Origin of the sequence: Leptotrichia wadei, assembly GCF_007990445.1 — a bacterium.
GTDB lineage: Bacteria > Fusobacteriota > Fusobacteriia > Fusobacteriales > Leptotrichiaceae > Leptotrichia > Leptotrichia wadei_A.
The window spans coordinates 728,064-744,087 of the sequence record NZ_AP019841.1 but is presented as its reverse complement, the minus strand read 5'-3'; the positions used below and the strand labels follow the sequence as shown (position 1 = coordinate 744,087).

The following is a 16,024-nucleotide window of genomic DNA, read 5'->3' as shown; positions in this document are numbered from 1 at the left end:
AGGAAAAAAAGAAAGAAAAGAAAGAAAAGAAAGAAGTGGTTTAAATGGCAGAAAATAAAGCAAAATTTGATACTGTCGAAGCTGCGATTGAAGACTTGAAAAAAGGTATTCCAGTTGTGGTTGTTGACGATGAAGATAGGGAAAATGAAGGGGATTTGATAATTCCAGCACAGGTTGCAACTTACGAATGGATGAACTTTATTATAAATGAAGCAAGAGGACTTATGTGTGTTCCTGTTTCCCACGAAGTAGCTAAAAGACTTATGTTGGATCCAATGACTCATCACAATACCGATCATCACGGGACAGCTTTTACAATTTCAGTAGATGCGGCTGAAGGGACAACAACTGGAATTTCAGTAGCTGACAGATTAAAAACTGTTTTGGATTTGGCAAATCCGAATAAAAAGCCAGAAGATTTTTTAAGACCTGGACACATGTTTCCTTTGATTGCTAAGGAAAATGGGGTTTTGGAGAGAAGAGGACATACGGAAGCAGCAGTTGACCTGGCTAGACTTGCTGGATTTGAGCCAGTTGCAGTTATTATGGAAATGTTGAATCATGATGGAACAATGGCTAGAAGAGACGATTTGTTCACATTTTGTCAAAAACATAATTTGAAAATTATTACAGTTGATGATTTGATTGTTTATATAAAAAAAAACGAAAAATTAGTTAAAAATGAAGCAACTGTTGATATTCCGACACAATTTGGAAATTTTACTTTTGCAGGTTATAGTGATAAAATCGAACATAAGGAATATATCGCAGTTATGAAGGGCGAAATAAAAAATAAAGAAAATGTCACAGTCAGACTTCACTCTGAATGTCTGACAGGCGATGTCTTCGGTTCAAAACGATGCGATTGCCAAGAACAGCTTCATAGAGCTTTGCACGAGCTGGAAGAAAGCGGGGAAGGGCTTCTGATTTATTTACGTCAGGAAGGGCGTGGAATTGGAATTCTGAATAAACTAAAGGCTTACAAATTTCAAGACGAAGGATATGATACTGTGGAAGCCAATCATAAACTAGGATTTTCAGATGACTTGAGGGATTATGCCGTAGCTGCACAGATTATAAAGGATTTAGGAATTAAATCTATTATTTTAAAAACTAATAATCCCAAAAAAATCGAAGGATTGGAAAAATATGGAATTAAAATTGCTGGACGCAAGGAAATTGAAATTGCCGCCAACGATGTGGATAAAAATTATTTAAAGGTAAAAAAGGAAAAAATGGGACATTTATTAAAACAGGATTTATAAAAATTTTAAATTTATATTATCCAAAAAGAAAACTTAACTTTAGAATCAACTTAATAAAATTCAAAAATCAGGAAATTATATAAAATATCAAATCTGAATAATTTTCTGATTTTTTATTTCAAAACTTCTATTGACTTTATTAAAAAATATGTTATAACAATATTAATAAATAAAAATAAACTTTCAGGAGATGATTTTTTATGGTAAAAATTATTAATTCACCCTCAAAATATATTCAAGGAAAAAATGAAATTACTAATTTAGCAACTTATTACAAATTACGTGGTAATAGTGGCGCATATCTGCTAGTAGACAAATTTATTTTTGATAATTTTAAAGATAAAATTGTTGAAAGTTTTAAAAACGAAGGTATAAATTATCATATTGAAGTTTTTGGCGGAGAATGTTCAAAAATTGAAATTAACCGAAATATTGATATTTTAAAAGAAAAAAAATGTGATGCAGTATTTGGAATTGGTGGAGGAAAAACTCTTGATGCAGCAAAAGCAATATCATATTATGAAAATATTCCTGTATTTATCGTACCTACAATTGCTTCAACTGATGCACCATGCAGCGCATTGTCAGTAATTTATACTCCAAGCGGAGAGTTTGAAGAATATTTATTCTTAAAGGCAAATCCTGACATGGTAATAATGGATACAAATATAATCGTAAATGCGCCTGTAAGACTTCTTGTGGCTGGAATTGGTGATGCACTTGCCACTTATTATGAAGCTAAAGCCTGTGTCGATGCAAATGCCACTTCAATTGCTGGCGGAGGAATTACAAAAGCCGCTATTGCAATCGCAGAACTATGTAAAGATACATTGTTTGAAGATGGTTTAAAAGCTAAAATTTCAGTAGAAAATAAAGTAATCACAAAGGCTTTGGAAAACATAATTGAAGCAAATACTTATTTAAGTGGAATTGGATTTGAAAGTGGAGGACTTGCTGCAGCTCATGCTATTCACAATGGACTTACAATTTTGGAAGAAGGACACCACATGTATCATGGAGAAAAAGTAGCATTTGGAACAATTACACAGCTAGTTTTAGAAAACAGATGTTTATGTGAAATCAAAAAAGTTATTGACTTCTGCAAAATTTTAGGACTTCCAACAACATTGGCTGAACTAGGAATGGGAAATGTTTCAAAAGAAAGATTATATGAAGTGGCAAAAGCAAGTACAGCCGAAGGTGAAACAATCCATAATATGCCATTTAAAGTTACTGCAGATGATGTTTTTGCAGCAATATTAGTAGCGGATGAACTTGGTAAAAACTAATTTTTAATAATTTGATCTAAAGTTTTAGATAATTTGGAGTACTCATAGCGTACTCCTTATTTTTTTTATTAACTTTTCTTCATCGGAAATAAATCTATAGTAAAATCACCTTAAAACTGGACTCAAAAGTTATGACTATTTTACTCAAATCCTAAATTTATATAATTTTTAGTAGTTTAATTTTAAATAGGGTTTCACTGTAACAGAAAATACTAACTTTATTATTTTAATGTATCAATATAATTAATAAATAAAAAAACTTGGATTTCATAAATTTATTATTACTTTCCAAGTTTTATATTATTGTTTAACCAACATTTATTCAGCTTCAGTGTATTCTTTAGCCACTTCTTCAACTTTATATTCTTCTACAATTTTATTTATTAAATTGTTTCTTTCTTCAATTGCTCTATTATTTAACAAACTATTAGCAATTTGCTGATAAGCGCTGTTTGGAGTCACATTTCCAAGTTTTGCTTTTTCTTTTTCATAAATTTCAGCAACTTCTTCTTGAGTAACTTTCACATTTTTTCTAACTTCTAAATCTAAGTAATAGTTGATATATACGTTATCTCTTATAACTTCCAAATCTTTTTTGTTTTGTTCTTGATCTTCAAATTTTTCATCAGCCATTTTTTTAGAAATTATTTTACCAACAAGTAAAGTTTTTAATACTTCAGAATCACCTTTTGAAAATAAAATTTCCTTTTTAGAAATTTCTAATTTATCTTCCATTTCTTCTACTAATTTGTTCAATTCTTCTGCTTCTAAGACAGCAACTTGCTGATTTAACAAGTCTCTTTGGATAATTTCCCTAGCTTGAGAAAAAGGAATATTTTGTGCATCAAAGTTTGCCTTATTATCTGTATATAATTTTGTAACATCATTTTCATTTACAGATATTTTATCTTCAATAAGTTTTGCAATAAAGAATTTATGTTTTTCATTTGTGAATAAATATTCAAATTCTTCTTTTTCTTCATCAGAAAATTTATATTCTTTTACTACTTTTAATATAGCTTTACTAGTTAAAACTCTTTTTATCCCTTCGTTATCCAATCCTTCTCTTTCTTCATCAGTTAAAGTTAATTTAATATCTTCAGCTTTTTTCTTTGCCATTTTTTCTCCTTTAATTTTAATAAATTTTACTTTAGTATTTTCAACTTTTACTATTTTACACTATTTTTTAAAAAATTTCAAGGAATATTTTTAGATTTAATTTGATTTTAATTAGAAATTATAAGTAATAGCATATTATTTACTTAACATTCTACTCAAAAATTCCTTAGTTCTTTCATGTTTTGGATTTCCAAAAATATTTTCAGGCTTGTCATCTTCCACAATTACACCTTGATCCATAAACACGACTCTACTTGAAACATCATGTGCAAAATCCATTTCATGTGTCACGACAATCATTGTAAGTCCGCTTTTTGCCAAATCCTTCATTACCTTTAAAACTTCCCCAACCATTTCAGGATCTAAAGCACTCGTAGGCTCATCAAATAACAGAACTTCAGGCTGCATTGCCAGCGCTCTTGCTATTGCCACCCTTTGCTTTTGTCCACCTGAAATTTGATTTGGCTTTGCATGAATAAAACGTTCCATTCCCACTTTTGCCAAAAATTCCTTTGCAATTTTTTCAGCTTCTTCCCGTGATTTTTTCAAAACTTTCATTTGTCCAATTACACAGTTTTCCAAAACGCTTAAATTATTAAATAAGTTAAACTGCTGAAACACCATTCCTACTTTTTCACGCAATGTTACAAGCGATATATCTCCTGCCATCGCATCTTTTCCATGGATTAAAACTTGTCCGCTTGTAGGCTTTTCAAGTAAGTTTATACATCGTAAAAGAGTAGACTTTCCACTTCCAGATGAACCAATTATACTTACAACTTCCTTTTCGTGAACATCAAAATTTACATCCTTTAATACTGTTCTTTTTCCAAAATCTTTTCTAATATTTTTTATTTCAATAACTTTTTTCCCCATTATTTTTCCTCCCCATTAACATCATCTAAAAATTCAAAGTTTTGAGGTCCATCAATTCTCTTTTCAATTTGTTTTAAAATTAATGATAACGTAAATGTCAAGAAGAAATAAATTACACTTGTTATAATAAATACTTCATAATAACGTGAATAAGTTCCTGCAACAGAATTTGAAATGAAGAATAACTCTGTAACACTTATTACATTTAACACAGATGTATCTTTTATATTGACAATAAGTTCATTTCCTATCATTGGCAAAATATTTCTAAACATTTGCGGAAAAATAATACTTTTCATTAATTGAAAATTTGTCATTCCAATCGCCTTTGCCGCTTCAAACTGTCCTGTATCAATCGAGTCAATTCCACCACGGATAATTTCACTCATATATGCTCCCGTATTTATTGATACAATAAATAAAGCCGCTATCAATGGAGATAAATTTAAATTAAATACTTGAGAAAGTCCATAATAAATTACCATTGACTGAACTATCATCGGAGTTCCTCTAAATACTGCAATGTAAACTGAAAAAAGCCAGTTTAGGGCTTTTAATCCACCTTTTTTATATTTTTTAGCCTGCCCATCAATTTCTGCTTCTGAATATCTAAATAATGCAACTACTAATCCAATGAAAAATCCTACAATTGTACCAGTAACTGAAATAAATAGTGTTACAACTGTACCTTTTAAAAATGTCTTCCAGTTATTTTGAATAAAAAATGCAACCCATCCAAAAAATGAACGAGATGTTTCATTTGGCTGATTTTGTATGGCTTTTTCCATAATTTGCTGTCGCACTTTAGGAGTCAAGTCTTCATCTAGAATTTTATTAACTTTCTCTTCCAGTTCTGTATTTCCCAGTTTCATTCCAACTGCAACATTTACTTCTTCAGTATCGTATTTAAATCCATCTTTTTTATCGAATGAAATGAACTTTAAATTGGGATTTGAAAATTGAGCTGCCATCGCTCCTGGCCGTTCAGATATATAACCATCTATTTTCCCAGAATTTAGGGCTACTATCATCGCAGGAAAACTTTCCATCGCAGTTTGCTTTTTCACACCCTTTATTTGATCAATAACATCATAATGAAGTGTATTTAACTGCCCTGTAATCTTTGCTCCCGCAAAATCATTAATTGTTTTAGCGTTAGCATATTTTCCATTTTTTTTCACAACAACTACTAAATCTGATTCATAATATGGTTTTGAAAATTTTAAACTTTGCCGTCTTTCAGGCGTTGCCGACATTCCTGCTATAACCAAATCAACTTTTCCAGAAGTCAAAGCAGGCCCAAGCAATGCATCCCATTTTGTTTTTACAACTACTAATTTTTTATTTAACTTTTTAGCAATAACTTTGGCTATTTCAACATCATATCCGCCACAATAACCTCCATCTACTTTCACTGCACCATTTTTACTATCGTTTTGAAACCAGTTGAAAGGAGCATATCCACACTCCATTCCAACCTTTATATCATCACTATATCCTGCTATGAAAGTTGCCATAAAAACTAGTAATACTAATATTTTATTTTTTATCGTACTAACTTTCATTTTCTATTATAGTGCTCCTTCTTTTATTAAAGTTTCAGCAATTTGAATTGTATTTGTAGCTGCACCTTTTCTGATGTTGTCTGCCACAACCCATAAATTTAGAGCATTATCAGCTGAAAAGTCTTTTCTAATTCTTCCAACATAAACTTCATCAGTATCTTGTGCATTTATAGGCATTGGATAAACATTATTCTTACCATCGTTTTGCACAATAACTCCTTCTTTTTCTTCAAATGCACGAATTACATCTTCCAATTCAAAAGGTTTTTCCAATTCCACATTTACAGATACTGCATGTCCAAATCTAATTGGAACTCTTACACAAGTTGCAGTTACTTTTAAATCTGGCAAGTTTAATATTTTTCTAGTTTCATTAATCATTTTTTCTTCTTCTTTTGTATATCCATTATCTAAAAATACATCAATATGAGGCAATGCATTAAATGCAATTTGATGTGGATACCCTTTTGATGGTTCTCCTTTTAAATTAGCTTCTAAGTCGTTAAGTCCCTTTTGCCCAGAACCTGCAACAGCCTGATAAGTAGAATAAATTACTCTTTTCAATCCGTATTTTTCTTGCAATACCTTTAATACAGGCATTACTTGAATTGTAGAGCAATTTGGATTTGCAATAATTCCAGGATGATTTTTCAATGCTTCTGGATTAGCTTCAGGAACTACCAATGGAATATTTTTATCCATTCTCCAAGCACTGCTGTTATCTATAACAACTGCACCTTTAGCTTTAAATTTTGGAGCATATTCAAGTGATACCCCTCCTCCAGCTGAAAATAAAGCTACATCAATATCATTAGCTATAGTTTCATCCTTTAATTCCATAACAGTATATTCTGTACCATTAAATTCAATCTTTTTACCTGCTGAATTAGCTGAAGCATAAAGATACAATTTTTCCACTGGAAAATTTCTTTCCTTTAATACTTTTAAAAATGTTCTTCCAACAAGTCCTGTAGCTCCTATAATCGCCACTTTGTAATTTTTCATTATTTGTCCTCCTAAAATTTTTTTCAATTAAGGTTTTACCCTCTAATATTCAATTTCAAATGTTATGGGTATATTATACTCTAAAACTTTTAAAATTACAAGTTTCAATCGGGATTTTCTAAGCCATTCTAACTCTTACGCCATATTTAAAATATTTATTCCAGTAAGTATTCTCCAATGTTGAAATCACAACTCCTTTAGATGAAGATGCATTAATAAAAAGAGAATCCCCCAAATAAACTGCCGTATGGTTGTTTGTATCTTCCGGCTTAAAAAATACAATATCTCCTGGTTTTAAATTTTCCCTAGGAATATGAGCCCCTACTTTAATTTGCTGTACTGTCTGTCTTGGTAGCTCGTATCCATATACTTCCCGATAAACTCTACGTGTCAGTGCTGAACAGTCCATTCCGCTTGGTGAATCTCCTCCAAGTTCATATTTTGTACCTTTCCAATGACTATATGACTTTAATAGGTCATTTTGCAATTTTACAGTCTTTTTCTGGCTAACTGTGCCATGCTTTAATATTTCCTGCTGCTTTCTCTTTAGTTCAGATAATTTTTGCAGCACTAACTGGGAATTTGGCATTGAACGATCGACCAGACTATTTTCATCAAATAATTTTGTAATCTTAATATTATCTATATCTTCATTTAACTGATTCTTTTCAGATGCTCTTGAAACTTCAGATTCATCATTACTGCTGCTATGATGACTATGATTTTTCTCTATTCTATTGGCATGCGAATCCTTTATATCCTCCTGCCTATTATCTCTTTCTCTTGCTATTTCAACAACAATATCATCATCTTTATCATTCCCGTCACTATTAGATAAAAGATCATTGTTATTTTTCCCTGCTTTAGAGCTATTTTCGCTATTTGTCTGCAATCCTGTACATCCCACTGTCAGCAGCATGCAAGCCATTGTCAAAGTTGATTTTTTTGCCATTTTACTTTTTTCTCCCTTCATTTTAAAATATTAATTTTTAATTTAATTTTTTTATCATTTAACAAAGAATTTTTATTTCTTTGCCTACTCCTTTATTGAAAATAAAATACTTCTGAATCTCATTTCTTTTAATTTAATTTAATTTAAACATCCCTATTTTTATGATTTCTTATTTTTACAATTTCCCCTTTAAAAATAAATAATTTAATTCTAAAATTAGATTGTTCTCATTACAAATCTGAAGATAATATTAAATTTACAGGTCCATCATTTTCAGAGATAGTTCTCATATATTGCCCAAATTCCCCTGTTTCAAATCTAATATTCGTATCCTTCAATTTTTGTAAAAAAAGGTTATAGATCTCTTGAGCTTCGTTAGCTTTTGCAGAATCTGTGTAGCTTGGTCTTCTTCCTTTTTTGGTATTTCCATAAATTGTAAAATTGCTTACAATTAATAATTCTCCTTTTATATCTTTTACCGACAAATTTAATTTCCCATTTTCATCATCAAAAATTCTAAGATTAATTAATTTGTCAATACAAAAGTCAATATCCTTCTCACAATCTCCATTGGCAACTCCAACATAAGCAACTATTCCCTTTTGAATTTCTCCTTTAAATTCATTATTTACAAATATTTTTGCAAAATTCACTCTTTGAATTATTATTTTCATTTTTTCCCTTATTCTCTAATTTTAATAATATCTTTTTTCTACTTCAATAGTAGTATCAAATCCATGTCCTGGATAAACTTTAATATCTGGATTCAAAGCAAACAATTTTTTCAACGATTTTCCCATTTGGATCGGATCACTCGTTGGTAAATCCACTCTTCCATAAGTCCCAGCAAACAATGTATCTCCAGAAAATAATACTTTATTTTTTTTATCATAATAGCAAATATCCCCTCTGCTATGCCCTGGAGTTTCAATTATTTCAAAGTAAACTTCCACATCATCAGCATTTCCAGAAATTTTCCCATTTTCACCAATTTTATCATTTTCCTTTAAAGTTATAATTTGGACATCTTCCTTATTTAGTTCAAAATCCCCTTCTCTCCAAGCAAAAAGCGACAATTCAGGATTAAATAAAAATTCATACCCGCCTTCACTCACATAAACAGGTACTTTTTTATATTCTAACATAGATGGTATTCCCAAAATATGATCCCAATGCCCATGCGTCAAAAGAACTCCCAGTAAATTCAACTCATTTTTCTCAATATAATCAACAACTTCTGTCATTTTCTCTTGTCCAGGATCCATAACATAGCAGTTTTTCCCATAAGAAATAATGTAACAGTTACTTTGAACTGCATTGTCGTTCAAAAATCTTTTTAATTCCATTTTTCCTCCTTTTATTTATATAACTATTTATTATTTTTATTTTGATACATGCACATCCATTTGTGGATATGGTATTTCAATTCCTGCCTTATCAAATTCAGTTTTTATTTTTTCATTCAACTTCATCTTTAAATTCAAATAATTTTCTGAACGTGTGTAAACATAAACATAAAATATTATCGCAGACTCTGCCAGCTGACCAACTCCTATAATAGATGGCTTTGAAGCCAGAATCATTTTTTCATCATCATTGATAACTTTTGAAATACTTGATGTATCTTCTGTATTTTTATCATTTTCATAAATTTCCTCTTCAGATTTTTGGGTTGCCTCATCTTCAGCTTCCTTCATTTTTTTTCTAGAAAAAATTGTTGCAAATAAATTAATTTTACTTTTTTCACGTTTTTCTAAAATTGTATTTTGAAGTTTTATAAGCAAATTATTTTTAATCTGTGTTTCCTCGACTTCATTCATTGTTTCCTCTTTAACAATTCTCTCTAAAACACTTTTTACCTCCTGAATATTGCTATTATATGAAACTCCAACTTCCAAATCAAGTCTACGTTCTCCATTTTGCTTAATATTTCTTATTTCAGTATTAGTAACTATTCCATTTGGAATTATTACAACCTCATTTTGCGGATTTAACATTTTTGTATAAAATAATTCTATTTTCTTTACAGTCCCAATATAATTATTGTATTCTATCGTATCTCCAACACTGAACGGCTTAAACGTAAGAATTATAAGCCCTCCGCAAAAATTTCCCAAAGTTTCCTTAAAGGCGATCCCTAAAACGATCCCAGCCGCTCCTAAAAATGTCGTAATCGAAGTTGTATTAATCCCAAGGATTCCTACTGAAGAATAAATTAGGATAAAATAATATAAAATCGAATAAATTGAAAGCAAAAATGAAGCCACACTTTTATCGACATTTGATTTATCAAGTATAATTTTCAATATTTTTTCAATTCTATTCTTAAATATTTTCCCAATTTTTACGATTAAATAAATTATAAATAATTTAAAAAGATTAGTTTTTAAAAATCTAATTATAGTATCCAGCTCTAAAAATTTTTCCAATCCTTTCACTATTTATTTTCCTCCTCTCAATTAAAATTTTTTGTTTTTAAAATTTATGATTACTTATTTAAACAGAAAGTTATATAAATAACTATGCAAAAAAAGTGATAAGTATATTTCGCCTATCACTAATTTGCACCAATTTTATCTTTTTGAAAAATAACCTAAAAACTCAAATTTTCTTATGCTTTCAGGCAAATATTCAGAAGCTTCCACTTCTTTTCTCTCTCCATCTGGCATTGTTCTATAAATGGCAGTTTTTGATAATTTTTCAATTATTTCTTTTTCTGTCTTTGGTTCTGATAAAATATCTGCAACTATTACATCAACATCATTTAAGTCATTAATAATTTCATTTCTCGAATTTGCTATTCCTACTACTCCAGCACCTTCTCCAATAATCAAAGTTCTTATGTAATTTCTGAATTTTTCAGGAATATAAACTTTATTTTCTTCATAAGGAACTATCTCATTTTCAGAACAGTAAAATTTGATTTTACCATTAATCATGCTGTTCAAAATAAATTTTCTCAAATTAGAAAGCACTTCATTTTTCTTTTCCTCATTTTTATCTTTAGCAATATTTTTTTCCCAATATGTTATGGCATCCTTAACAACAAAACTTTTATTCGGTGTTTCTGCCAGATGAAGCATAATTTCCTTAACATTATCTTCATTCAACGTTTTCAGTTCTTCCTTCGTATATCTCAATGATAACAGGAATGAATCCAATACTTCATTAGGAAAGCTTTCGCTAAAATTAAGTTTTTTAGCTTGACTATTTTTACAAACTAGCGATCTTCTAAATTTAGTGTCAAGTATATAATCAAGACATTGTTCCTTTATTACATGATCTCCTTGTGACAACTGCTGCAACTTATCCACAGTATCCTTATTATAAGTGCTGATAATGGATAATCTCAAGGCAACATCTGATATATATTCTAAATTTCCCTTTTTTATTAAGTCTACAAATTCATTTAAATATAACGGATTATTAAGATCTTCACAATATTCGTGAGCCACATAATAATCTTGCATACCTACAACTTCTTCTATCTGCTTAATAAAATCTCCTTTTTTCTTAGAAATATCCTCGTATATTTTCATTTGTTCTGCAACAATTGAAATAAAAGCTTTTCCACGCTGATTTTTATCCCCTAATGAAATTTCTGGGAAATATTTATTTGCATAAATCATCATTTCACGTATTTTATCAGGTTCCTTCCATCCTGGATAAGTATTATATGAAATATAGGCAATTCCTTCCTCAGTCAAATTTTCATTGCAAATTTTAATAATTTTATCCTGCACTTCTTTTGGAACCCAAGAAAATACACCATGAACAATAATATAATCAAATTTTCCAAAATCTTCATTTATATCCAAAATATTTTTTTCAATTAATTTTATATTTTTTAAACCTATTTTTTTAATAACTTCATTTCCTTTTTTAACTTGTTCAGCCGTCAAATCAATTCCAACAAATTCAGCTTCAGGATTATAAAGTGCCTGTGTAATAATATTCCCTCCAAATGATGATCCTAATTCCAGCACTTTAGCCTTTCTTGAATCTTTCGGAGTCAGTCCATATAATCTTCCATGTGCCTCCAGTAATGCCGGTATAGTATAATTAAATGGATTTGACTTGTAAAGCAGTTCACTGTATGTATTTTTATTTTCCATAACCTTTTATAAAAATTTGGATTTATTTTTCCAAATTTTCTTATCTTCTCACTCCTTTCAATACTTTAATCTTATGCTATTTAATTTTTTCAATTTCTATATATTTAATATTCATATTATGTTTACTCAAAAACATTTGTTCAAATTCAGTTTTAATATTTTCACTTGCCTTTTCTGAATTATGCAAATCATTTGTATGGTAAATAATTTCATAATTATCAAGTTTCTTTACCAATTCCAAAACATCTTCATAATATTGATCATGATCAGTTTTAAAAAATAATTTCCCATTTGTTCTTAAAATAATATCTAATTTAGAAAACAGAGCATTGCTTATAACTCTTTTTTTCTCCTCACCTTCCCAAGGATCAGGAAAATTAATATACACTCCTGAAATTTCATCTTTTCCCAAAAAATCCAGTATTGTTTCCGCTCTTTTTCTTACAAATAAAATATTATCTAAGTTTCTTTTTTTAGATTTTTTTGCTCCCAAGACAAGTCTTTTAAATCGTAATTCCAATGCGATATAATTTCTATCTTTAAATTTCTCTGCATTTTGAACCGTAAAATTTCCGCTTCCACAACCTATTTCCAAATAAATGTCATTTTTATTTCCAAAAAATTCATTCCATTTTCCACGATATTCATCAACACTTTCATTATTATACATCAAATGCTCAGGAAATTCAAGCATTTCATACATATATTTATTATAATTTTTTTTAGGCTTTTCAAAGAAATATTTCCAAATTTCTTTTTCATTTATAATTCTGCTTTTTTCCGCATTTGCTACTTTAAATTCATCATTAACTTTCTTTATTTTAGCCCTTCTTTCCTGCTCGGCTTCAGTAATTTCAATTTTCTGCCCATTTTTCCCAATAATTTCAATCTTATCCTTATTTTTATTTTCCATTTTTTATTTGTTTTCCTTTTCTTTTTTTTAATTATTTTCAAAAATTTTAATATAAAATTTCATCCAGTATTTTATTTATTTCATTATTTTTCTCAAAAAACTCCCTCGTATCAACATTTTCAAATTTTTTCAAATACTCGACAATCTCATCTTCATTTTCCACAATTTCAATAAATCCAAGTTCTTTAGCATCCTTCACAATTTCTTCAATATTTTGAAAATACTTCCCAATAATTGGCTTTTTCCCATAATAAAGCGGCTCTAAAATCGAATGTCCGCCAATATCTACAAGTGTTCCGCCAACAAATGCAAAATCCGACATCTGATAAAAATCAGTCAAAATTCCCATTTTATCAACTATAACTATTTTTTTATATTTCCCAGTTTCACTATTTTTTTTATTCTTTTCAATTTTGGTAAACAAAGAATAATCATTTCTCGAAAATTTTTCCAAAATCATCTTTTCAATTTCATAAACCCGTTTCAAATGCCGTGGCACAATAATCAGCTGATATTCATTATTTATATTTATTTTTTCAAAAACATCCAGCCAAATTTTTTCCTCATCTGGACGTGTACTTCCACATACAATTGCTTTTTTATTTCTATCTACAACTGTATCATAGTATTCTTTTTTTTGATCTTCTGAAATTTTATTATATTTAATTGAATATTTCAAATTTTTATAAACCTTAATTTTATCCCTTTTAATTCCAAGTTTTTCATATCTTTCCCTGTCAGAAACACTCTGCACCATTATTTTTTTTGCACGATTTACAGTTTTTTTGACGATCCAGCCAAATTTTAGATATGACTTTAATTTTTTTTCAGTAAGTCTCCCATTGACAATAAATAATTCTCCATTTTTAGCGGCAAAATAATATAAATTCGGCCAAATTTCGGTTTCTATAATCAATGTTTTTTTTATTTTATATTTTTTATAAATTTTACGAATTGCAAGAAAATCATCAAGTGGAAAATAAAATATTTTTACATTCCTATTTTCAGAATATTCTTTACTAACTGCCTCAAATCCAGTATTTGTCATAACAGAAAGAATAACCTTCTCTTTTTTTCCAGTCTTTTTTCCCTCTAATATTTCTGAAATAAGTTCCTTTGTCAAATTAAATTCTCCAACTGATGAAAAGTGAATAAAAATTGCCTCCTCACCACTATTTAAAAAATCATCATTCTCTATTTTCTGAAATAATCGTGATTTAAAAAATTTTAGTAATTTGCCATTAAATATTGCTAAAATCATTATTACAAAATACAGTAAATTTCTTAATAAATTATATAAAATCATATTCCACCTATCTTTTAACTTTCTTCTACTTATCTTTAAGCAAAAAGACTATCTCCCAATGATTTTCCATTTAGAAATAGCCTTTTATCAGTTTACCCGAAACTCTCACGACTGCAGTCATAAGTATTCTTGTGCTAATTTAAAGATTATTTTCCTTCAGCTACGTTATCAGCTAATTTTTTACCAACTTTAAATTTAACAACTTTTTTTGCAGGTATTTGAATTTCTTCTTTAGTTTGTGGATTAATTCCAGTTCTTGCCGCTCTTTCTTTCACTTCAAATGTTCCCCATCCAACAAATTGAACTGAATCTCCATTTAATAATACTTCTTCCACAGTATCTAAAAATTGGTTTACCAATTCTTCTGCTCTTTTTTTAGTTTCTCCTGTAGCTTTTGCATAAGCATCTACAAATTCTTTTTTTGACATATTAATCAAACCTCCGCTTTATTTTTTAATTATTAAATTACTAGATTATTATACACTATTTTCAGTATTTGTCTAGTATTTTTTCAAATTTTTTTGATTTTTTCCCTTTTTTATTATATTCTCTATATTTTATAATTCAAAAAAAATAAAATCTAAAATAATTATTAGTATTTTTAAAAAAATTTATAAGTCTAAACTAATTTAAAATTCTGTCAAAAAAAGTAAAAGATCTCTAAACTTCTAATAAAAAATCTTAATTCCTTAATAAAAATTTCGTAATAAATTTTCTAAAATAATATTATACTAAACCCCATTTAAAAATAGAAGTTATATTTTATACTATTTACTAACAGTAGAATTTATAGCCATCCCATTGTTTAAATGTAAATAACGTTAAATATTTGAATTTACCATTCTCAAAATCTCATTTTTCACTTCTTCAATACTTTTAGAAGTAGTATCAACTTCAACTGCATCCTTTGCCTTTTTTAATGGACTTTCCTTCCGTGTCGAGTCAATCTTGTCTCTTTTCAAAATATTCTCATAAATTTCTTCAATCTCAACATTTTCACCTTTTTCAATAAGTTCCCTATAACGTCTTTTAGCCCTTTCCTTAGCATCAGCAACCAAAAAAATTTTCAAATCCGCATTTGGAAAAACAACCGTTCCAATATCACGTCCATCCAAAATGACATTTTTAGATTCTGAAAATTTTCTCTGCAAATCTACCATTTTTTCCCGAACCTCACGAATTGCCGCAACATCTGATACATTCTCTGAAACAACAGGCTTTCTAATCTCTTCACTTACATCAACATCATCAAGATAAAATCCATTCTCTCTAATATCAATATTAAGATTATCAAGCAGTTTTTTTATTTTCTCCAATTCATTCAATCCATCATTCCCCAATATTCCCTCATTTAAAGCCTTTAACGTAACAAGCCTGTACATAGCTCCAGTATCAAGATAAACAAGCCCCATATCCTTTGCAACCAGCTTTGCAATAGTGCTTTTACCGCTTCCTGCTGGACCATCAATAGCGATTATCATAATTTTCCTACTTTCTTATTTCACATACTATTTATTTGCTAAATATATTCAATTTTTTTTATTTTATCAAGGAATCAAAATTCCTTATTTATAATATTGCAACTTAAATCCATATAACTAAACAAATTTATTCTGTTC

Annotated in this window: 15 protein-coding genes; 2 read left to right on the top strand and 13 right to left on the bottom strand. The window is 29.1% G+C overall.

The features are described from left to right. Window positions 1-44: 44 nt before the first annotated feature. Together FVE74_RS03580 and FVE74_RS03575 are read left to right on the top strand one after the other, a co-directional pair. Window positions 45-1,265 carry a bifunctional 3,4-dihydroxy-2-butanone-4-phosphate synthase/GTP cyclohydrolase II gene (locus FVE74_RS03580; protein ID WP_147003260.1) on the top strand — a complete coding sequence of 407 codons (1,221 nt, stop codon included), beginning with the start codon at window positions 45-47 and terminating at the stop codon, window positions 1,263-1,265. Window positions 1,266-1,465: 200 nt separating this feature from the next. After that, entirely contained in the window at window positions 1,466-2,554 is a 1,089-nt protein-coding gene (locus tag FVE74_RS03575; protein ID WP_147003259.1) for a glycerol dehydrogenase, read from the top strand. A gap of 318 nt (window positions 2,555-2,872) precedes the next feature. Here FVE74_RS03575 and FVE74_RS03570 read toward each other — a convergent pair whose 3' ends face one another. The 13 genes from FVE74_RS03570 to cmk form a co-directional block, all read right to left on the bottom strand. Then, a complete protein-coding gene (locus tag FVE74_RS03570; RefSeq protein WP_147003258.1) occupies window positions 2,873-3,673 on the bottom strand; it encodes a viral A-type inclusion protein in 801 nt (266 codons plus the stop codon). Between the two features lie 135 nt (window positions 3,674-3,808). Then, a complete protein-coding gene (locus FVE74_RS03565) occupies window positions 3,809-4,549 on the bottom strand; it encodes an amino acid ABC transporter ATP-binding protein (protein WP_147003257.1) in 741 nt (246 codons plus the stop codon). Continuing rightward, entirely contained in the window at window positions 4,549-6,114 is a 1,566-nt protein-coding gene (locus FVE74_RS03560) for an ABC transporter permease subunit (protein WP_147003256.1), read from the bottom strand. The genes FVE74_RS03565 and FVE74_RS03560 overlap by 1 nt, the downstream gene beginning before the upstream one ends. Window positions 6,115-6,120: 6 nt before the next feature. Further along, window positions 6,121-7,119: an aspartate-semialdehyde dehydrogenase gene (locus FVE74_RS03555; protein WP_147003255.1), complete on the bottom strand. Its 999-nt coding sequence runs from the start codon at window positions 7,117-7,119 to the stop codon at window positions 6,121-6,123. A gap of 118 nt (window positions 7,120-7,237) precedes the next feature. Beyond that, window positions 7,238-8,071: a C40 family peptidase gene (locus FVE74_RS03550; RefSeq protein WP_147003254.1), complete on the bottom strand. Its 834-nt coding sequence runs from the start codon at window positions 8,069-8,071 to the stop codon at window positions 7,238-7,240. Between the two features lie 230 nt (window positions 8,072-8,301). Further along, window positions 8,302-8,745, bottom strand: a complete 444-nt coding sequence (gene dtd, locus FVE74_RS03545) for a D-aminoacyl-tRNA deacylase (protein ID WP_147003253.1) — start codon at window positions 8,743-8,745, stop codon at window positions 8,302-8,304. A 21-nt stretch (window positions 8,746-8,766) separates the two neighbouring features. After that, window positions 8,767-9,417, bottom strand: a complete 651-nt coding sequence (locus FVE74_RS03540; RefSeq protein ID WP_147003252.1) for an MBL fold metallo-hydrolase — start codon at window positions 9,415-9,417, stop codon at window positions 8,767-8,769. Window positions 9,418-9,453: 36 nt separating this feature from the next. After that, a complete protein-coding gene (locus tag FVE74_RS03535) occupies window positions 9,454-10,509 on the bottom strand; it encodes a mechanosensitive ion channel family protein (protein WP_147003251.1) in 1,056 nt (351 codons plus the stop codon). Between the two features lie 135 nt (window positions 10,510-10,644). Next, window positions 10,645-12,186 carry a methyltransferase regulatory domain-containing protein gene (locus FVE74_RS03530; protein WP_147003250.1) on the bottom strand — a complete coding sequence of 514 codons (1,542 nt, stop codon included), beginning with the start codon at window positions 12,184-12,186 and terminating at the stop codon, window positions 10,645-10,647. Between the two features lie 76 nt (window positions 12,187-12,262). After that, window positions 12,263-13,099: a tRNA (guanosine(46)-N7)-methyltransferase TrmB gene (gene trmB / locus FVE74_RS03525; protein ID WP_147003249.1), complete on the bottom strand. Its 837-nt coding sequence runs from the start codon at window positions 13,097-13,099 to the stop codon at window positions 12,263-12,265. Window positions 13,100-13,145: 46 nt separating this feature from the next. After that, entirely contained in the window at window positions 13,146-14,405 is a 1,260-nt protein-coding gene (locus FVE74_RS03520; protein ID WP_147003248.1) for a 3-deoxy-D-manno-octulosonic acid transferase, read from the bottom strand. A gap of 146 nt (window positions 14,406-14,551) precedes the next feature. Continuing rightward, a complete protein-coding gene (locus FVE74_RS03515; RefSeq protein ID WP_147003247.1) occupies window positions 14,552-14,833 on the bottom strand; it encodes an HU family DNA-binding protein in 282 nt (93 codons plus the stop codon). A gap of 393 nt (window positions 14,834-15,226) precedes the next feature. Beyond that, window positions 15,227-15,886: a (d)CMP kinase gene (gene cmk, locus FVE74_RS03510; RefSeq protein WP_147003246.1), complete on the bottom strand. Its 660-nt coding sequence runs from the start codon at window positions 15,884-15,886 to the stop codon at window positions 15,227-15,229. Window positions 15,887-16,024: the final 138 nt, after the last annotated feature.